Source organism: Bacillus sp. ABA4_010, assembly GCF_056159105.1.
This window is the reverse complement of sequence record NZ_JBSWUN010000003.1, coordinates 1,899,521-1,917,869: the sequence shown is the minus strand read 5'-3', so window position 1 is coordinate 1,917,869 and position 18,349 is coordinate 1,899,521. Positions and strand designations below refer to the sequence as shown.

The following is an 18,349-nucleotide window of genomic DNA, read 5'->3' as shown; positions in this document are numbered from 1 at the left end:
ATTTTCCCTGTCTTCAATGTTAATTATCATCGAAGACACATAATGCTCTTTTAGTTTTTCCATATTACTCTCGTATATACGCAATTTGTGAAACGAATAATTCCCATATATCCAAGACATTCTAGAACTAGTAAATGTTGTTCGGGAGGATTATTGCCATGAAGACGCGGCTACGAAAACTGCCAAGACGGCTTAAAGACAAGCCCCTCATTCAGGAGCCTATAATAGAATCTGAAGATCAAGCCGTTACGAATGACATTGACCAAAATGAAACGTTCATAAAGCTTGCATTTCAACAATGTTCGGATGTCATATATCGTGAAATTCGTCTTCAAGAGGATACCGACAAGCAACTTCTTATTTACATCGGAACATTAGTGGATGACAAGAAAGTGAGTGAGCAGATTGTTAGACCTCTTGCTTCTAAGCAAGACAGTCAGATTATTAATAAAAAAATCATAACTTCTAAATGGGAAGAGATTATCCAGCTTATTCTCCATGGATATGCCGCCGTACTTACAAATAAACAGGACTATGCAGTTTGTTATGAAGTAAAGGGAAGCATTGAAAGATCCATTGAAGAGCCTTTTTCAGAACCGGTCATTCGAGGGCCAAAAGAAGGCTTTATTGAGAGGCAGTCCGTCAATGTTGGGTTGCTTCGCCACTATATTCGTACACCACACCTAAAAATGGAAGAATTTATCGTAGGTAAGATGACAGAAACAAAAGTAATGGTTTCTTATATTGAAGGGCTTGCTGATGAAGTCGTCCTTAATCAAATACGTGATAAAGTCAATTCAATCGAAATTGATGGCGTATTGGAAACAGCTGCAATTGAAGAATTGATTGTAGATGATCCGTTCCCTATTTTCCCTCATGTGCTGGCAACGGAACGACCTGATGTCGTTGCAGGAAGCTTACTAGAAGGAAGAATTGCGATTCTAGTCGACAATACCCCTTTCGTACTCGTTGTACCCGCCACGTTTTGGACTGGTTTTCAAGGAAGTGAAGATTACAATCTCAGTTACCCTGTCGCCACGTTCATTAGACTGATTCGTTTAATCTTTTTGTTCGTGGCCGTTTTTGCTCCTTCCTTCTTCGTAGCGGTAACATCTTTTCATCAAGAAATGATTCCGACGAGCTTGTTGCTAAGCATTGCCTCCGCCCGGGAACCTGTGCCATTTCCAATTATGATTGAAGCATTATTAATGGAAATTATGTTTGAGGCACTGCGAGAAGCTGGAGTTCGCATACCGCAGACGATGGGACAAACAGTGAGCATCGTCGGAGGTCTTGTGATTGGTCAGGCAGCTGTTCAGGCGGGTCTTATTTCAACACCTATTGTTATTGTTGTATCGACTACAGGGATCGCAACCCTTCTCATCCCCCGTTTCACTTTTGCGAACGGTATTCGATTGCTGCGCTTTCCAATTATTTTTTTGGCGGGTTCACTTGGATTGTATGGAATTTCGCTCGGTTTTGTTGGAATTCTACTCTATGTTGTTCATTTAAAATCATTCGGTGTTCCCTATTTCACACCAATCGCTCCTTTTTCATTCAGAGCTTTGAAGGATGTTTGGGTTCGGGCACCGAGAAAAAATGGTCGTAACTTATCGCTTCCCTCTCAAGAGAGTGCAGTGAAAGCAGAGAAACAGAAAGGAGGAAAGTAGTTGAAGTGGTGGATGCTCATAGGAATGCTCCTTTCCCTGCTAATTAGTACAGGGTGTTGGGATCGTAAAGAAATCAACGATATTGGTTTTGTCATGGGGACTGGCTTGGATCTAGCTGATAACGGTGAGATAAAAGTAACACTTCAAATCGCTGTCCCAGCACCATCCTTAGTAGCCGGAGCACCGAGTGATACAGATAAGTTCTTTTTAATTTCAGCGGTTGGAAAAAATATACTTGAACTTGACCAAAAACTTCAACAAAAAATGTCTAGAACGCTATTTTTTGCACATCGCAGTATTATTCTCATTGGAGAAGATTTGGCTAAAAAAGGATTGAAAGATATTTTAGATGCATTCAACCGCAATCCGCGAAATCGCTTAAAAACATATATGCTTGTTGTCAAAGGTAAGAGTGCAGAAGATATGCTTCATGTTAATTACCCTTTTGAACTAGCTCCTTCAGAAGCATTGAAGGAAATGGAAATGTTGCGGGGAAAAGGAATGGCTGTCACACTGCGCGATTTTTTAATTGCATCGGTCAGTGAAGGCGTCTATCCGACGACAGGGGTTTTAGAACCAGCGATTTATAAGCTCCCTGATAAGCAAGAGGCTAGTCCGCTATTTCGTATAAACGGAACGGCTATCTTCAAATCAGGTCAGCTAGTCGATTTTTTGAATAACGAAGAAACACACCAGTTCCTTTGGTTTAAGAACAATAAAAAGACAGATAAAATCTCTGTCAATATCCCTGAAGGTGACGGAAATGTTGGCTTTTTCATTACGACGAGCAACTATGCAATTAATACGGATGCAACAAAGGATCCTATCAAATTTAATGTTAACCTAAAAGCCAATGGGAATCTATTTGAAAACACTTCTTCTCTAGATGTATCGGACCCAAACAATCTAGCCATGATAAAAAAGCGACTTGAGAATCAAGTGAAACAAGATATGGAAGCATTTATCGCGCAAATACAAACCCAATATAAAACCGACATTGTTGGCTTTGGCCAACAATTGCAACGGGATAATCCGAAAAAATGGCGTACGGTGGAAGAAAAATGGGATGAGCATTTTGTAGATGCTAATATTTCTGTATCAGTAAATCTCACTATAAGCAATACAGGAGCAATTGGTCCACCGCTACAATTGAAAGATAAGGAGATTAGAAAATAATGTTTATACGTTCAGCTGCCTATATCCTCTCTCTTGGCATTCTTACTTCCATCCAGGTTCGCCATCTATGGAGCAGGAACGAGAAACGAGAAGCATGGGTCTATGCATCATCAATGACTGTCTCCGCTGTCGTTGGTGTACTGCTAATTGCAGACATAGAAGTGCCGACCCTTGTCCTCCCTTTCGAAATGGTATTTAAATCTATTGGAAAATCGATTTTGTCTCATTAACGCTTGAACATTTTTGTTTTACTAATGTGTACGATAAGTAACAGCAACGGGAGCAAGCTTTGGGTAAAAAGAGCTAACATTGGATATGTGAACGTAATCCACGCTTCAAATTCGGCAGCGTTTTTAAAAATCCAAACAGAACCGACTGCCGACAGTACAGTGATGGGTACGACAGTTCTCCGATAATTTTTCGCTCCGAAAAGTTGGGTTGCACTTATACAAAACATATAGAGCAGCATCGTCACTTTAATAAAAATGCCAAGAATCCAAATCATAATTGCGAGCGCTTCTAGTCTTTCTAAAGGTCCAATAATATCGGTGTATTTAACAACATTCAAAAACGCGAATTTCAACCTAGGAGTTATTGGACCAAACACCATAATTGTCAGTAAGTCAATGACCATGATAAGTACAACGATGACACCGAGTGTCGACAGTAATTTTTTGCGGACCTGCTTTGGTTTTTCGTTCATATGTGGGAGAAACCACCCTAAAAAATAAAACTGACTCATCCAAGCGGACGGAACGATGGAGCCTTGAATAACTGGACCGATCCCCTCTGCGAGTACAGGAGTCAATAGAGCAGGATCGGCATGCTGGAGCGAAAAGATGAAAATGGGAATAAGTAAAATCACAATGATCATTACAATCACTTCATTGCATCTGCCTATCGTTTCTACTCCTGCCAATACCGCTAGACCACAAAAAAATAACAATGTTGTCATCAAGACAATTGGAGGCGTTTGGATTAAAAGATTCGTATTTAGAAATTTGGCATGTTCGTTTACAGTACTGGAAATAAAGAAAAACAAATAATAAGTGAAAAAAAAACCGAAAAGTTTACCGACCCATTTCCCGCAAATTGTGATCGCATACTCCATAATTGACTGATTAGGATAGTGCTTTGCCAAAGCGGTCATCACATAGATGCTGATAACTCCTGGTATGGCAGCAGGAATAATAGACAGCCAAGCATCTTGTTTAGCAAAAGACACCATGATTCCCGGAACGGACAAAATGAGGGTAGACACGATAAAAGTAAAAAACAGCAAGCTAATCTGATAGCCTGAAATTTTATCGTTGGAGTGCATGTTTTTTCTCCCCTCTCTGTACATTCTCCCTTCTTGCATTCTCTCCCAATTTCTTTTCGTTTAAACCCTCTTTTCCGCGTTGTCCATCGTGAGGCAAATGTTTCATTCTGCACAACAAAAAGAGGAAAGCCCATGAATTAACCTTTCCCCTCTTCTTAGCATCTTTTCGGATTATAAATCCATGGACAAGCGAATCATATCTCGGCACTGGATGCCATTTTCGAAAATAGCGTCGTTATAATTTCTGGTGAAGAAATCTTTGTCAATCCCAGTTATTCTAAATCCGCACTTTTGATAAAGCGCTAGCTGTCCAATACTTGAATTTCCAGTTCCCACTTCTATCGTTTTATAGCTTTGTGATCGAGCGTGCTGAATAGCATGGAGAACGAGCTTTTTTCCTATCCCTTTCCCATGCTCATTTTCAGCTACTGCGATATTAACGAGTTCTACTGTATTTGGATTCGTGGGCAATAATGCATAAACACCGATGATTTGCTCGTTTTGTTCCGCGATAACACACTCACTTCTATGTATATAGGTCTCTATCATTTTGACAGAAGGATCAGCTAACAGTAGCAAATGTAGCGGCGGGTGTTCGTTTATATGTAATGGTCGAATATTCATGTTTGTCTCCAACTTTCAAGTTAACATAATGATGTTATAGTAAATCATCTTCCACTTAAAATTATGATAACGTACATAATGACATAAACAATGTACAAAGGAAAGGTGGTAATTTTTAATCGTTCACATATCGTTTTCAGGTAAGCAGCAAGCTTTTTGCTTTTGAAAATTTTTAAGATTATCGCAACAAAGACTAATCCTAAAATAACTTGAAATACGATGCTACTTGCAAAGCTCTCAAGGAACGGAAGAAGTCTAAATATAAGTGTAAGTGCTACAAAAATTAAGAAATGTTCAATTGATCGATGAAATGAATTTTCTGTTTTTTGTTGTAAGTATGGCAATCCTGACTCCCCTTTACTCGCTGCTATATGATCGATGAAAATGAAACTTGCATTTCTCCTGTTAAAACCCCTACTAAAAGAACAACGATGACGATTGCTGCTATAGACAATATTAGTCGATAAACTAGCCAAATCGGTTGAAGCTGCTTTTTGAACTTGCTGTAAAGAGTGATGCTTGGAAACAGGATAGCTGCTCCAATTATAATGGCGATGAAGTCAGTGAAAGTGAATGGTTTACTAATATACGGGTCTAAGTAAAAATTCGTCAAAAACAGCACACCAAATAAGCTACATTGTAAACTGAAATATTTCAAAAAATTCATATCGCACACTCTCTTTCTCTCTATATCGATCTATGAAACCGGACATAGCCAATTTCATATTAGGTGAACCGCTACAAACACTTCCTAACTTTAACATAATATTTTGTCATTTCATATAACGCCATAGTGACTCTACGGGGAGCGTTCATCAAACTGAATATTTTTCCAATATCGAACCATACTATATAGAAAAAATTGGGGTGGGAGGAACAGTTTATGAAAGAATTAATGAAAACAGAAAAACAAGATGATAAAGCTGTTCTTTCAGCTGATTTGTCCGCCAATTTAGAGTGTCTTATACATGATTTCGGTAATAGTACAGACTTGGTTATTAGAAAATTTCGGGCATTGAATCGGCAAATTGCGATCGTTCATATCGATGGACTTATTGAAAAGCAATCTTTGCAGGAGTCTATTATTAAGCCGCTTCTTATTTGCGGTACACAAGTGATTGATGATGAGCAACTCATACCATACATTTGTGAGGAAGTGCTTTCAATTGGTGGTTTAGCATCCATGCGAGAGCGGAGTCAAATTTATGTCGCTTTATTTTCGGGTCATACGGTTCTCTTTTTAGATGGACAAAGTGAAGCGATTAGCTGCAGTACGGAAGGCTGGGAATCAAGAGGTGTCACAGAATCCACTTCAGAGGTTGTCGTTAGAGGGCCAAAAGAATCGTTTACCGAGACGTTGCGAACAAATACCGCCTTAATCCGAAAGCGTATTAAAAGTCCGAATTTGAGAGTAGATGCGTACAGTATGGGAAGCATTAGCAAAACAAATGTGGCGATGCTGTATTTAGAAGAAGTGGTCAATCCCGCTACGTTACAAAAAGTGAAGGACAGACTATCTCACATTGAAACAGAGGCTGTGTTTGATACCGGAATGCTTGAAGAATACATTGAAGAACATGCACATACGCTGTTCCCGACTATTATGAATACTGAGCGTCCGGACGTAGTCGCTGCTAATATTGTGGAAGGAAGAATTGGACTCATTGTGGATGGCTCACCCTTTGTTTTGATTTTACCGATTTCCTTCATGCAATATTTGCATTCATCCGAAGACTACTCGCATCGTGCAGATATTTCGTCGTTAATTCGATTACTTCGCTATCTCTTTTTTTTAATTTCTATCTTTTTGCCCTCTATTTATGTAGCGGCTATTATGTATCATCAAGAGATGATTCCAACGAAGCTAATGATTAGTGTCGCCGCTCAGCGGGAAGGAGTCCCCTTTCCTGCCATCGTCGAAGCGTTCATGATGGAAGTGACATTTGAAGTGCTCCGTGAAGCAGGAATTCGAATGCCGCGTGCGATTGGTCAAGCTGTTTCCATCGTTGGCGCGCTCGTTCTTGGTGAAGCAGCTGTTCAAGCAGGTCTTGTTTCCCCTGCTATGGTCATTATCGTATCCGTGACGGCCATTTCGAATTTTACGACACCTGGGTTTAATCTAGGGATTACTGCACGTATGCTCCGCTTTATTTTTTTAGCTCTAGCTGGATTCATGGGGATTTATGGGATTGTATTAGGGAGTTTAGTGCTCGTTGCGCATATGGTAACGCTGGAGTCATTCGGGGTTCCTTACATGAGCCCGATGGCCCCTTTCAACCTTTCTGACCAAAAAGATAATATAGTCCGTTTGCCGACAAAGCTGTTGACATTTCGTCCTGCTTTTTTAAGAAACATTCCGAACAAGAGGAAATCATGAGTATGATGAACATGTCAGGAAAGTGGCTCGCCTGCATGAGTTTTCTCCTCTTTTTGACAGGCTGCTGGGATGCAAAGGAATTGTCAGATGTAGGCGTTGTCGTGGCGATGGGAATTGATCAAGGCGAGAATGAAGAAGAACTCGTATTATCGTTTCAAGTCGTGAATCCTGCCATTATTGCCGGTGAAGTAACAAGTCCCTCCAGTCCCATTTCGATTGTGACGGATAAAGGGAACAACATGTTTGAAGCAACTCGAAAAGCATCACGGGAAATTTCACGGGAGCTTTATTTCTCTCACCTTATGTTGATTGTCATTGAAGAAGGAGTAGCGAAAGAGGGCATCTCTGATTTGTTAGATATGGTGGAGCGGGACCATGAATTTCGACTGACACCGGTTATGTTCATTGCAAAAGAAACGACAGCAGCAAAAGTCATCAGTACGTTAACACCGTTAGAACAGCTTCCAGCCAGTAAAATTTTGCAGTCCCTTCAAGCGACGACGAAAAAGTTAGCTCAATCGAATATAACCGAAATTTATTCGGCGATGGAAAAGATTTCAGCAGAAGGAGCCGAGCTCACCGCTCCTGGAATTAAGGTGAGCCCAAGCACAGACCTCGGATATAAAATGGGAAACTTGGAGCGTTCCGCTAAATTTGACGTTATTAAAATAGACGGTCTCGCTCTTTTTAAAGATGATAAGTTTTCGTCGTGGATGGAAGAAGAACTTGCACACGGAGTCGTATTGGTCGTTGGGAAAAATATCAACCCGGTTATCACCTTTGAGTGTGAAGGTAAAAAAGGCGGTGTGACGATTGAAACATTGAATCTTAAGCAAAACATTCAGGCAAAAATGAAACAAGGTAATCCAACTTTTACGATTCAAGTAAACGGAGATGCTCAAGTTGGAGAACTGAAATGCGCGATTGACGTAGGAAAATCAAAAGAACTGAAAGCGTTAGAAAAGCAGGCAGAAGAAAAAATTAAGCAAGAAATTGAAGAAGCTCTTGCGTTTGCGCAAGAACAAAAGAGTGATGTGTTCGGAATGGGCGAAGCGTTGCGACGTGCCGATCCTGAAGCATGGAAAAAAATTAAAAAAGATTGGGATACGGTTTTTTCAGACATCGCCCCGGACATCGATGTTCAATTGACCATTATGAGAACCGGAAAACGAATTAAGCCTTTACAGAAAGGCGACAACGGAGGATAAAGGATATGGAAAAGACATCCATCACTCCATTCCAGCTATTTTGTATGGTCGTTTTTTTTGAATTAGGAAGTGCTATCGTCGTCCCTTTAGGATTGGATGCGAAGCAAGATGCGTGGCTCGCTATTTTATTCGGTCTTGTCGGAGGAATTGCTCTTTTTTTCTTGTACTATTTTTTATACAAATTGTATCCGAATGATACGATTATTACGTATATGAAAAAAGTGTTTGGAACCTATTTAGGAAGCCTTGTCGGAATGGCTTATGTAGCGTACTTCATTTATATTGCCGCTAGGGTTTTAAGAGATTTCAGCAGTTTACTTGGTGCGTATACGTATATTTTCACGCCGATGAAAGTGACAAGCTTAATGATGATTCTCGTCATTATGTATGTCGTTCATAAAGGAATTGTCGCGATATCAAGAACCTCGGAAATTTATATTTGGGTGCTCGCAATTATTGGGCTGCTAGGCAATATCTTTATTTTAACTTCGAATATTATTGATGTTCAGCGAATTACCCCCATTTTGGAACGAGGATGGGAACCGCTCCTTAAAACCGTTTTCCCGTTAACCATTACCGTTCCTTTTGGAGAGATGATTGTGTTTACGATGATTTTTCCGTACTTAAAAAAACCGGAACATGTCATGAAAGCGGGTCTTGGGGGTGTAGTGTTTTCTGGTATATTGCTTGCTTGGACGATTGCCCTCTACATATTGGTGCTTGGAGTAGATGTAGCATCCCGTTCTCCGTTTCCGTTATTGCAGCTAGTCGGGAGAATTTCCGTTGGAGATTTTATTCAGCGGCTCGATGTTTTAGCACTGTTGACGTTATTCATGGGGATTTTCTTTAAAGTCACGACCTTTTTTTATGCGGCTACAGTCGGAACATCAGAGCTTTTTCCCATTAAGTCAAAGTCACTGATCGTTCTGATTTTAGGGGCGGTGATTTACATTTCTTCATTGGAAATGGCTGAAAGCTTTTCCGAACATATTGAAGAAGGCTTGCAGCTTGTTCCGAAGTTTTTACATATTCCAATTCAAATCCTCATCCCTCTGTTCATTTTGATGATCGCCAAATTAAAAGAGATTCGAAAGAAAAACAAGATGCGTTCCACTGGAGAGTGATTGTTGTCTTAGTGTCAAATGCCAAAAGGTGTGCCCGCATCACTTTGCGTCAGCACACCTTTTGCCCCTAAAAGCAGATTAGTTATTAATATAGCGCTCAAATACATCACTAAAATCTTTAACACTGTATTTTTTCTTCGCTTCCATTAACCAGGAGAACGCTGATTCATTTAGCTTATTAAATTGTTCCGCAAAGTCGTTCGTACTGCTTGTCACACGGCTTAATGTTGTTGAAGCCAAGTCCAAGCTTTGTTTCGCATACTGCAAAGACTGTTCATTCTCTCGTGAAATTTCAGCAATCGCCAGCAACGCTTTATATAAGTCTTTCAGTTCTTCAATATGTTTTTTATGTACGTCAATGGAATAAGGGACAGCACCCATCGTAAACTTGATTTCGACATCCAAATCGACCGTTCCAGCTGTTTCCAGTACGACATTAGAGATGATATGCTCGTAATAATTATAACGGCGCAATGTCCGCTTTTTACTGACAGCGCTCGTGCCATCTAAATGAATGAGTGCTTTATTTGTAAAACAATACTCGTCCGTTTTAGACTTAATTAAAAAGTAGATTTTCTCATCATCTTCATGCATCACATAATCATCTGCATCGACTTTATCATAATCGATTGGTTTGATTACACTTCCGACATCGCTCAATCCAAGAACATCTGAGGCTACTTTTTTAAACATACTTTCCATCCCCTCTTTCGCTTTTTCCTTCTTTTTCATTGTAACATGAATAAAGAAAAAATCTGTACATCTTTACAATGTATGGGAAAAAACGAGCTTCTATTCCTGTCTCTTGCGCTTAATATTTTGGACCATAAAAATAGACCGTTACGAACACCTTCGTAGCGGTCTATTGACTGAAGCATTAATAACGGAATTTATTGATTTCTTGTTTTAAGCCGCTAATTAAATCGTTGAGCTCGTTTGCAGAATCTGTTACGACACTAATCGCTTTGACTTGCTCGTCCATACTGGAGGTAATTTCCTCGGTCGATGCAGCAGATTGCTCGCTGACGGCCGCAATATTTTCAACTGATGACGAGACATGATCTTTCAATGTAACAAGCAATTGAATGTTTGTATTAACCTCTTGAATAATGTCGCTGATTCCTTTAATCGACTGATCAATCACATCAAATGATTTTTCCGTTTGAAGTACAGCGTTTGTTTGCTCTTTCGCCAAATCTTGTGTTTTCTTCATTTCAGTATTCGCTTTGTCTGTCTCTGAAATGATGCCTGTTAAGGTTTGACGCACTTTTTCTGTCGCTTCAGATGTTTGTTCAGCGAGCTTTCTTACTTCACTTGCTACAACGGCAAATCCTTTTCCGTGATCTCCCGCACGCGCAGCTTCAATCGAGGCATTAAGCGCAAGCAAGTTCGTTTGTTCTGAAATTTGATTAATTGTTCCGATGATGACTTCAATTTCTTTCACTTTGTTCGTCAATGCTTCTGTCACAACTTGGGCCTGTTGGACGGAGTAATCTGTTTCTTGCGATTTTTGCCGTAACATTTTCACACTGTCCATGCCTGATTTATTGGACTGGTCAACCTCGTTAGAAGCATGCTTCATTCGCTCTGTTTTCACAAAAAGCGATTGAATCTGTTCGGCTAACTTCATTGTGTTTTGGTTGGTGTCATCTGCCTCACTCGCTTGCTGGACGGCTCCTTGAGAAATTTCTTCGATTGCTCTGCCAACTTCTTCACTAGAAGCCGTCGTTTCTTCTGCCACTGCACTCAAATTTTGAGAAGTGTTCGTGATTTCTTCAATGGAATGCTGAACCTTCCCGATTAATCCTCTTAGCCCATCGGCCATCTCATTAAAACCGCTTACAAGTTCGCCAATTTCATCGTTTCGCTTCAAAGTTTGCGCCTCTACCGCCAAGTTTCCTTTCGCGATTTCTTTAACATGCTCGGTAATTGAAACAATTGGATTAGAAATGCGTTTTGAGAAGAAAAAGGCAACCAATCCGCCAACGATAATCGCTGCTATAAGGGTAATCATAAGACTTTTCAACACTTCATTTGCCCCTGCATTAAAGTCGGATTTATACGTTCCAGCTGAAATGATCCATCCCCAGTTCGGATCTAACTGGTTGTAGCTAATTTTTTCAGCAATTACTTCTTCGTTATTAGGCAATGTCCATTGATATGTAATAAAGCCGCCGCCCGCTTGAGCTGCCTTTATCTGTTCTTGAACAAACAGTTTCCCATCTACATCTTGTACATCCCAAACATTTTGCCCTTCAATGCTTGGATGTGCCACTTCGAGTCCATTTTCATCATACACGACAAAATAGCCGTTTTCCCCTAAATCAATTGGATTGGAAATGGTACGCTTGCCGTCGCTGCCCATTTCGCCAATTAAATAATTTTTAGCTTGTGCTTGCGCCTCTTCTAAAGATAAATCCCCTGATACGACTTGTTTATTCATGGAATCAATGAGTTGCAAGGCTGCTTCGACGCCATTTTTTAATGTTGTTTCTCCTAAATTTTCCAAATGGTTTTTTGCGATAACATAACCAACGGATCCGATTACTACACTCGGAATAATTAAAATAACTAGCATCATCGTAATCAATTTATGATGAATACGCATGAAATCCCCTCTTTCTATAAAAATTATCAATGAACATAAAGTGCCTTACTTAACCCGACTAAATGGTTGAGTGCATTAAGCGAGAATATGAGGCATTGGAAATTATTATACTATATTAGTTATTTATTACATATATTAAATTTTTAGTGTTCTCATTGTTTAAGTGAGTTTTTAGATGTTTTATTAAAAAATCTAATACAATCGCAAACAAAAACGAGCAGTTCCTTTCGGAATCCGCTCGCTTTTGTGTATCTTTACGATCTTTGCTCAATAAGTTTGACTACTTCGTTCAAGCTTCGTTCAGCCATAGAAGAAAGTCGAAGGTGATGTCCTTCAAAAGGAAGAAACTCGGTAACTGGATTTGGCACGATGACACAGCTTAATCCAGCCGCAAGCGCAGCTTTGGACCCGTTTAAGGAATCTTCAAAGGCTAAGGCCTCTGAAGGCTGAACATGTAATAGGTTCATCGCTTTTATATATAAATCCGGTGCAGGCTTTACCTTTTCAACCATGTCCCCTGTCACGATGACTTCAAAATAATGCAGGAGCCCAAGTTGCTCCAAGTAAGAAGTGACCCACTCTTTCCTAGAGCTTGAAGCAAGTCCAATTTGCAGTCCTAATTCTTTTGCTTCTTCTAAATACTCTTTTACTCCTTCGCGCGCTTCCATTTTCTCCATTTGAATCGTATGTAAGCTTTTAGCCTTCGCTTCAATTTCTGCGAGATTGCAGCGCTCCCCTAGCTGTGCATGAAAGAACTCATGAAGAACGGTATCATCTGTGCCGACACATTGACTGAACAGTTCAAGAGGTAATTCACAGTCATACGTTTTCATGGTTTCGTTAAAGGCATGGTACCAGGCGGTTTCTGTATCAATAATTAATCCGTCAAAATCAAAAATAATTGCTTTTATCAACGTTTTTCCCCTCTTTTTCATTAAAATTTTTAAACCGTTCCCCGCTCAATAAGTTTATGTGGCAACACAAGCTGAGAAACCGGTGTTTGTGTGAGACATTGCTGAAAAGCTTTCTGTCCCATTGCTCGAAGCGGCAATTCCATCGAAGTAATGTTTAAAGCTTTCGCAATTGGCTCATTGTCAAAGCCGATAATAGCTAAGTCATTCGGAATCTGAATCCCTCGCTTTTGGCATTCAATCACAATTCCTGATGCGACCGAATCGTTCGTCACAAGCAGAGCGTCCGGTCTTGACTGAAGGCTCGCCCACTCTTTCGCGACCCGCTCGCCATCTTCAATAGATAAGCAGTCTGTAAAAATCCATTCTTCTCTCAGCGGTTCGTTAATTTGCTTTAATGTATCGACATAAGCTTCGCGCCGTTTTAAACTACTTTTGCTTTCAGGACGGTTAACACAGTAGCCGATATGACGATATCCTTTGGTCAATAAAGCATTCATCGCATCTTTAAATGCTTGATAATGATTGATACAGACCGAAGAAATAGGCAAATTATCCGTTTCTTCGCATAATACAATCGGTCCGTATGCCATATAGGTTTTAATGACTTCAATTGAGCTTTGACGTGATGTAATAAGGATTCCGTCTACTTGTTTATATTTAAGCATATCGAGCGCTTCGACTTCTTTATTTGCTTCATAATTTGTTTGCAAAATCATTAATTTGTACTCATGCATATGGGCTTCTTGAGCAATTCCTTCAAGCAGCACGCTGAAATAATGGTGATGAATATGAGGAGTCACCACCCCGATGACATTTGTTTTTCCTTTAGACAAATGAACCGCACTCATATTTCTTTGATAATTCATTTTCTCGATGGCCTGCCAAACAGCTTCTCGTTTCTCTTGTGATACGTACGGATGGTTATTGAGCACCCTTGATACGGTCGTGACCGAAACGTTAGCCAAGCTGGCGATGTCACGTATATTGCTCATAACGGCCTCCTCTTTACTACATTCATTTTTAGTGCTTGCGTTGAAACGCATTTCACACTTTATAGTATAGATGGAGCTCCTATCTTTTGGAAACAAAAAATCTGGATATCGTGATATAAGATTAAGCGAAGGAGGATGGAAATGATGGAATGGCTAGTACTTCCGTTTCTTTGTTTCATCGAGTTGGCGTTTGTCTATATAGCCGTAAAAGATCAGGGCATGTCGCTTGACCTGGAGGATTTTGAGCAATTTTACGATAGTTGATTATAACGTGTGATAACTAAAGGTCTGTCTAAAAAGAGTTGTATTCCACTTTAGACAGACCTTCTGAAAATCAGCGTCTGTTTACCATGGTTGCGCACCATATGGCACAGGGTATGGATATGGGTAAGGATACGGATATGGTGCGTACATAGGAACTGGGTAGGCGGATGGAGAAGCAGCGGCCCCAACAGCTAGACCGGTGACGGCACCTGCCGCAAAGCCTGGATGATAGCCTCCCCAACCATGATACCCTCCGTGACCCCAAGTAGCATGCCCATGGCCGTGTCCCCAACTTGCATGCCCGCCTCCGTGTACTGGTCGATAATGTCCATATACGTGATTCATCATAATCACCTTTCCCTTCATCAATAATTGACTCTGTTTTATCATATGACGCTTTTATGGAAGTGGGCTCTCTTTTTTAGAAAAGGGAAATATCTCACCAGTATGAGCTTAATTGCATATCGTGTATGCGTAGGCATTTTTAAAATGAAAAATAATGGAGGAACAATATCGTGGCATATGAAATGAAAAAAGCGAAAATTAAATGTGAATTTACAAATGATTTTTCCCTTGCTCCAGATGCTTCGGCGGAAAAAGCTTTACGGACGATTTTGAATGCGATTAAAAAAGGAGAAACTGCTGAAATGAAAATGGCGGTTGAATATATGGATGGAACAGAGGCAGATTTTGAATTTGCAGATGAAGAGTTGGAAGACGAAGATGAAGATGAAGATGAATGACAAATCAGCCAGGGCTACCCTGGCTGATTTGTGTTTTCATGGTTGGATGGCTTTCGAAATGATTTAACGGATAGTACAATCACTGTCCAAAACAATGCACCGAAAATAAAAAAAGCTTTGAGCCAAATGTGGTCAACTACAAAGATAGCCGAAAAGCCAAATGACAGCCATACGGTCCCAATCGCCATCAGTTTTACTTTGAGCGGAATGGCTTTTCCGGAGCGGAAGCTTTGAATATATAAGCCGAGAACTTTATGGGTAATTAACCATTGATAAAGCTTTTCAGAGCTTTTAATATAACAAGCGGCGGAAAGCAGTAAAAATGGTGTTGTCGGCAATAAAGGCACGACAATCCCTAACACACCTAAAGCGAGGGAAATCGATCCAATAATAATTAATAACGTTTTGACGAATGGTTTCATCTAATCACACCGTTACAGTTAATGGTTGGACTCTCCATCTAAAAGAGAGCAGTATAACGCCCTAAATATACAGCGATTATACGGTTGTGTCAACAACATAACATTGCCATGCCATTTGTTGCTTACATAAAAAATGGAAAGACGGCTTTATAATGGCCGTCCTTCCATAAGAGTACATCTCATCAATGAATAATTTTACTCGATTTTGCCATTTCAGTTACACGCTTTGTCGATTTGCTGAGCGGTCCTTTTAAGACGACACCGAGTAAAAAAGCACCTGCGAGAAACAGCAATAAACAGACGATATCACGAATGACAATATCCGCTAGCATTCCTCCTACTGTTTCGCGCATTAAGCTAATCGCATACGTGAACGGTAAAAACGGATGAACAGCTTGGAAAAACGGTGGTGTGACTTGCACCGGAAACGTGCCGCCGGATGCAGATAACTGCAAGACAAGCATAATAATGGCAAATGCTTTTCCAATGTTCCCAAACACCGACACGAATGTGTACACGATAGTCATAAATACAAGACTAATCAATATCCCAAATAACACAAAGAAAAATGGGTCAGCCACATATGCTCCAAGTATTACCATATCCCCGATTGTTACAATAAGTGCTTGAAAAAATCCAATTGTCCAAAAGGTAAACAGGCGCCCAAAATAAATGTGATGGCTTTTATAGGCCTCTTCTGGATTTTCTACATCAAACCGCAGTAAGGACACAAGCAAAAGAGCGCCTACCCATAAGGATAATGTTGTGTAAAACGGTGACATAGCTGATCCGTAGTTTGGAATCGGAAATTTCTTGTTTTCTTTTAAGTGAACAGGATTAGCTAAAAAATCACTTTCGTTTTGAATATCATTTTTCAGCAGTGCAATTATGTCATCCAAATCTTGTGACTGTTCAAATTGCCGAATTTTATCAGCTGCCTTTCTCACCGAGTCTTCTAATTCTGGTAAATCGGTACGAACAAGGTCCGCTAATCTATGCACACTTTCTTCGATTTCGGGCAGCTTTTGCTGAATAAAATCAGCCAATTGATGAATTTCTTCTTCAGCCTTTGGCAAATCGGTACGAACAAACTCTGCAGCTTCGCGAATTTTCGGTTCCAACTGCGGCCAATCTTGCTTCATGAAAGCGGCGGCTTGATTCACGGCTTCTGTCAGCTGATCCATTTTTCCTTGAATCGTTTCAGCCGCTTCATGCAAGTTGGTTCTAATAGCCGGCAATTCATTTTTTAGCCGGGCTAATTCTTCCTGACCATAGTCCACCCCTTTTGCCGCATCATCTAATATAGCTTCTATATCTGGCAGACGTGTTTGAGCCATTTCTAATACGTCAGCGGCGTTTTGAGCTGATGATTTCAAATTGGCTAGTGCTTCTTGAATGGATGGAACAATTTCTGTGTCATAGCGTTCTAAAATATCGCCAAGTGTGCGGCTGGCATTCTTTGATAAACTATTCAAATTGTTAATCGCTGTTTTGACCGGCTGCTCTCCTCGCTCAATAACCGTTTGAATGCTTTTCATCGTTTCGGTTTGTTGCTCGAAATTTGTTTGCACATCGTTTAAACGCTGAGTGACATGGTCAAGCGGTTGGGTGGGCAAATAGGCGTTCAGCTTTGTAAACAAATCAGCTGTTCGCCCTGCAATGGTTGCCCCTGAAGCAAGACGTTCTTGTAAAAAGGCTAAAGCGTCAAGCGTCGGTTCTGGATCAATCTTTTCTTGTTTCAGCATATCTGTCAGTTGAGTCACAGCATCAGCTGTTTGTTGAAGAAGACTTATATTTTGCTTCATCACAGGTGCAATCGCCGCAAACGCTCCGTCATTTTGCTGTAAAAAATCATTTAAGCTAGCAGTGAACGCCCCTCCATCTTTGGCGATTTTCTCTACTTTCGGCAAAGCTTCTTGTGCCTCACGAATAATTACATCCGCTTTTTCCGCATTCTCTATCGCTTTATTCAACGCTTCTTCTACTTTGTAAAAGTTTTGATCAATTTCGACAATCCGGTCCGCCGCTTTTTGGATGTCTGGTAGCTTTTGCTGAATAACGATGATTTCATTTCCAACTTCCTCTATTTTGGGGAGGGACTCTTCAAGCTTCAAAATATAGTCGCCCGCTTGCATAATTTCCGGGATTTTCTTCTCAAGCTCGACGATTTTTTCGCCTTTTTCCCGAATCTCCGGTAGTTTTTGTTCGAAGGCTAATGCTTTTTTCCCTGCTTCTTCAATAGCTGGAAGACGCTTTTCCAGCTCGAACACACGCTGTTCCATATGCCGGATTGTTGGCAATTCTTTTTCAAGTTCAAGTCCAATTTTATTGAACTCTGTAAATAGCGCCTCACTGACCGTTTTCACAAAATTTTTGTTCACTTCTTCAATAATGCTTGTGGCTCCTTTTGCCGTAATTTTCGGAGCAATGGCATTAATTTTTTCATTAACGCTGTACTGAATTTCTGGATGTTCAGGCTTTTCTTCTAAAATCGTCGCAAGCTGAGCAGAAAAATCATTCGGAATGAAAATACTTGCATAATAGTCGCCGTGATTCACTCCTCGCTCCGCTTCTTCCGTACTGACAAATGTCCAGCCGAGCACGGGATTGTCTTTTAAGCTTTTAACAACCTCTTCGCCCACCTTTATTTCTTTCTTTATACCTTGATGATCAATAACCGCTCCCTCGTCTTCGTTCGTAACAGCAATCGCAATCCCTGAAGTATCTCCGTACGGATCCCATGCCGCTTTTAAATTGAACCATGCGTAAAGAGATGGAAGAATCATTAATCCAACAATTAAAAATAGAGCGATTGGCACTTTGAAAATATTTCGCCAATCTGTCACGTAAATGTGAAACATCTTTTTCATCTATTGTCCAAGTCCCTTCTCTTGCCTTACATATGT

Annotated in this window: 18 protein-coding genes; 8 read left to right on the top strand and 10 right to left on the bottom strand. The window is 40.4% G+C overall.

Features of this window, described 5'->3' with window-relative positions; genetic code table 11:
* Positions 1-158: 158 nt before the first annotated feature.
* The 3 genes from ACXAEO_RS10785 to ACXAEO_RS10775 are packed head-to-tail and all read left to right on the top strand — an operon-like array spanning position 159 to position 3,076.
* Positions 159-1,670: a spore germination protein gene (locus ACXAEO_RS10785; protein WP_474880723.1), complete on the top strand. Its 1,512-nt coding sequence runs from the start codon at positions 159-161 to the stop codon at positions 1,668-1,670.
* Positions 1,671-2,846 carry a Ger(x)C family spore germination protein gene (locus tag ACXAEO_RS10780; protein WP_474880721.1) on the top strand — a complete coding sequence of 392 codons (1,176 nt, stop codon included), beginning with the start codon at positions 1,671-1,673 and terminating at the stop codon, positions 2,844-2,846.
* Positions 2,846-3,076: a hypothetical protein gene (locus tag ACXAEO_RS10775; RefSeq protein WP_474880719.1), complete on the top strand. Its 231-nt coding sequence runs from the start codon at positions 2,846-2,848 to the stop codon at positions 3,074-3,076. The genes ACXAEO_RS10780 and ACXAEO_RS10775 overlap by 1 nt, the downstream gene beginning before the upstream one ends.
* Here ACXAEO_RS10775 and ACXAEO_RS10770 read toward each other — a convergent pair.
* From ACXAEO_RS10770 to ACXAEO_RS10760, 3 genes are all read right to left on the bottom strand, one after another.
* Positions 3,073-4,167, bottom strand: a complete 1,095-nt coding sequence (locus ACXAEO_RS10770; protein WP_474880716.1) for a GerAB/ArcD/ProY family transporter — start codon at positions 4,165-4,167, stop codon at positions 3,073-3,075. The two genes, ACXAEO_RS10775 and ACXAEO_RS10770, sit on opposite strands and share 4 nt — an antisense overlap.
* 171 nt (positions 4,168-4,338) lie before the next feature.
* Entirely contained in the window at positions 4,339-4,791 is a 453-nt protein-coding gene (locus ACXAEO_RS10765; RefSeq protein ID WP_474880714.1) for a GNAT family N-acetyltransferase, read from the bottom strand.
* Between the two features lie 367 nt (positions 4,792-5,158).
* On the bottom strand, positions 5,159-5,458 hold the full coding sequence (locus tag ACXAEO_RS10760; RefSeq protein ID WP_474880712.1) for a hypothetical protein: 300 nt from the start codon (positions 5,456-5,458) through the stop codon (positions 5,159-5,161).
* Positions 5,459-5,674: 216 nt separating this feature from the next.
* Between ACXAEO_RS10760 and ACXAEO_RS10755 the strand changes: the two genes are divergently transcribed.
* Genes ACXAEO_RS10755 through ACXAEO_RS10745 form a run of 3 tightly spaced genes read left to right on the top strand, consistent with a single transcriptional unit; the run spans position 5,675 to position 9,500 of the window.
* Complete coding sequence (locus ACXAEO_RS10755; protein ID WP_474880710.1) at positions 5,675-7,168, top strand: spore germination protein; 1,494 nt, start codon at positions 5,675-5,677, stop codon at positions 7,166-7,168.
* Positions 7,165-8,376 carry a Ger(x)C family spore germination protein gene (locus ACXAEO_RS10750; RefSeq protein WP_474880707.1) on the top strand — a complete coding sequence of 404 codons (1,212 nt, stop codon included), beginning with the start codon at positions 7,165-7,167 and terminating at the stop codon, positions 8,374-8,376. The genes ACXAEO_RS10755 and ACXAEO_RS10750 overlap by 4 nt, the downstream gene beginning before the upstream one ends.
* 5 nt (positions 8,377-8,381) lie before the next feature.
* Positions 8,382-9,500: a GerAB/ArcD/ProY family transporter gene (locus ACXAEO_RS10745; protein WP_474880705.1), complete on the top strand. Its 1,119-nt coding sequence runs from the start codon at positions 8,382-8,384 to the stop codon at positions 9,498-9,500.
* Positions 9,501-9,578: 78 nt separating this feature from the next.
* On the opposite strand, the gene ACXAEO_RS10740 is transcribed toward ACXAEO_RS10745, so the two are convergent.
* The 4 genes from ACXAEO_RS10740 to ACXAEO_RS10725 form a co-directional block, all read right to left on the bottom strand.
* On the bottom strand, positions 9,579-10,193 hold the full coding sequence (locus tag ACXAEO_RS10740; protein ID WP_474880703.1) for a PH domain-containing protein: 615 nt from the start codon (positions 10,191-10,193) through the stop codon (positions 9,579-9,581).
* 184 nt (positions 10,194-10,377) lie between these two features.
* Entirely contained in the window at positions 10,378-12,108 is a 1,731-nt protein-coding gene (locus ACXAEO_RS10735) for a methyl-accepting chemotaxis protein (protein ID WP_474880701.1), read from the bottom strand.
* Between the two features lie 254 nt (positions 12,109-12,362).
* On the bottom strand, positions 12,363-13,019 hold the full coding sequence (locus ACXAEO_RS10730; protein WP_474884098.1) for an HAD family hydrolase: 657 nt from the start codon (positions 13,017-13,019) through the stop codon (positions 12,363-12,365).
* Between the two features lie 32 nt (positions 13,020-13,051).
* Entirely contained in the window at positions 13,052-14,014 is a 963-nt protein-coding gene (locus tag ACXAEO_RS10725; RefSeq protein ID WP_474880699.1) for a LacI family DNA-binding transcriptional regulator, read from the bottom strand.
* A gap of 141 nt (positions 14,015-14,155) precedes the next feature.
* Here ACXAEO_RS10725 and ACXAEO_RS10720 point away from each other — a divergent pair, with 141 nt between their 5' ends.
* Complete coding sequence (locus tag ACXAEO_RS10720; protein WP_474880697.1) at positions 14,156-14,278, top strand: hypothetical protein; 123 nt, start codon at positions 14,156-14,158, stop codon at positions 14,276-14,278.
* A gap of 81 nt (positions 14,279-14,359) precedes the next feature.
* Here the strand turns inward: ACXAEO_RS10720 and ACXAEO_RS10715 are convergent, their stop codons facing one another.
* Positions 14,360-14,626, bottom strand: a complete 267-nt coding sequence (locus tag ACXAEO_RS10715) for a hypothetical protein (protein WP_474880694.1) — start codon at positions 14,624-14,626, stop codon at positions 14,360-14,362.
* 167 nt (positions 14,627-14,793) lie between these two features.
* Here ACXAEO_RS10715 and ACXAEO_RS10710 point away from each other — a divergent pair, with 167 nt between their 5' ends.
* On the top strand, positions 14,794-15,021 hold the full coding sequence (locus tag ACXAEO_RS10710; RefSeq protein ID WP_474880692.1) for a hypothetical protein: 228 nt from the start codon (positions 14,794-14,796) through the stop codon (positions 15,019-15,021).
* A 14-nt stretch (positions 15,022-15,035) separates the two neighbouring features.
* Here the strand turns inward: ACXAEO_RS10710 and ACXAEO_RS10705 are convergent, their stop codons facing one another.
* Complete coding sequence (locus ACXAEO_RS10705; protein WP_474880690.1) at positions 15,036-15,443, bottom strand: YbaN family protein; 408 nt, start codon at positions 15,441-15,443, stop codon at positions 15,036-15,038.
* A gap of 182 nt (positions 15,444-15,625) precedes the next feature.
* Positions 15,626-18,313 (bottom strand): YhgE/Pip family protein, encoded by a 2,688-nt coding sequence (locus tag ACXAEO_RS10700; protein ID WP_474880688.1) that lies wholly within the window; start codon positions 18,311-18,313, stop codon positions 15,626-15,628.
* Positions 18,314-18,349: the final 36 nt, after the last annotated feature.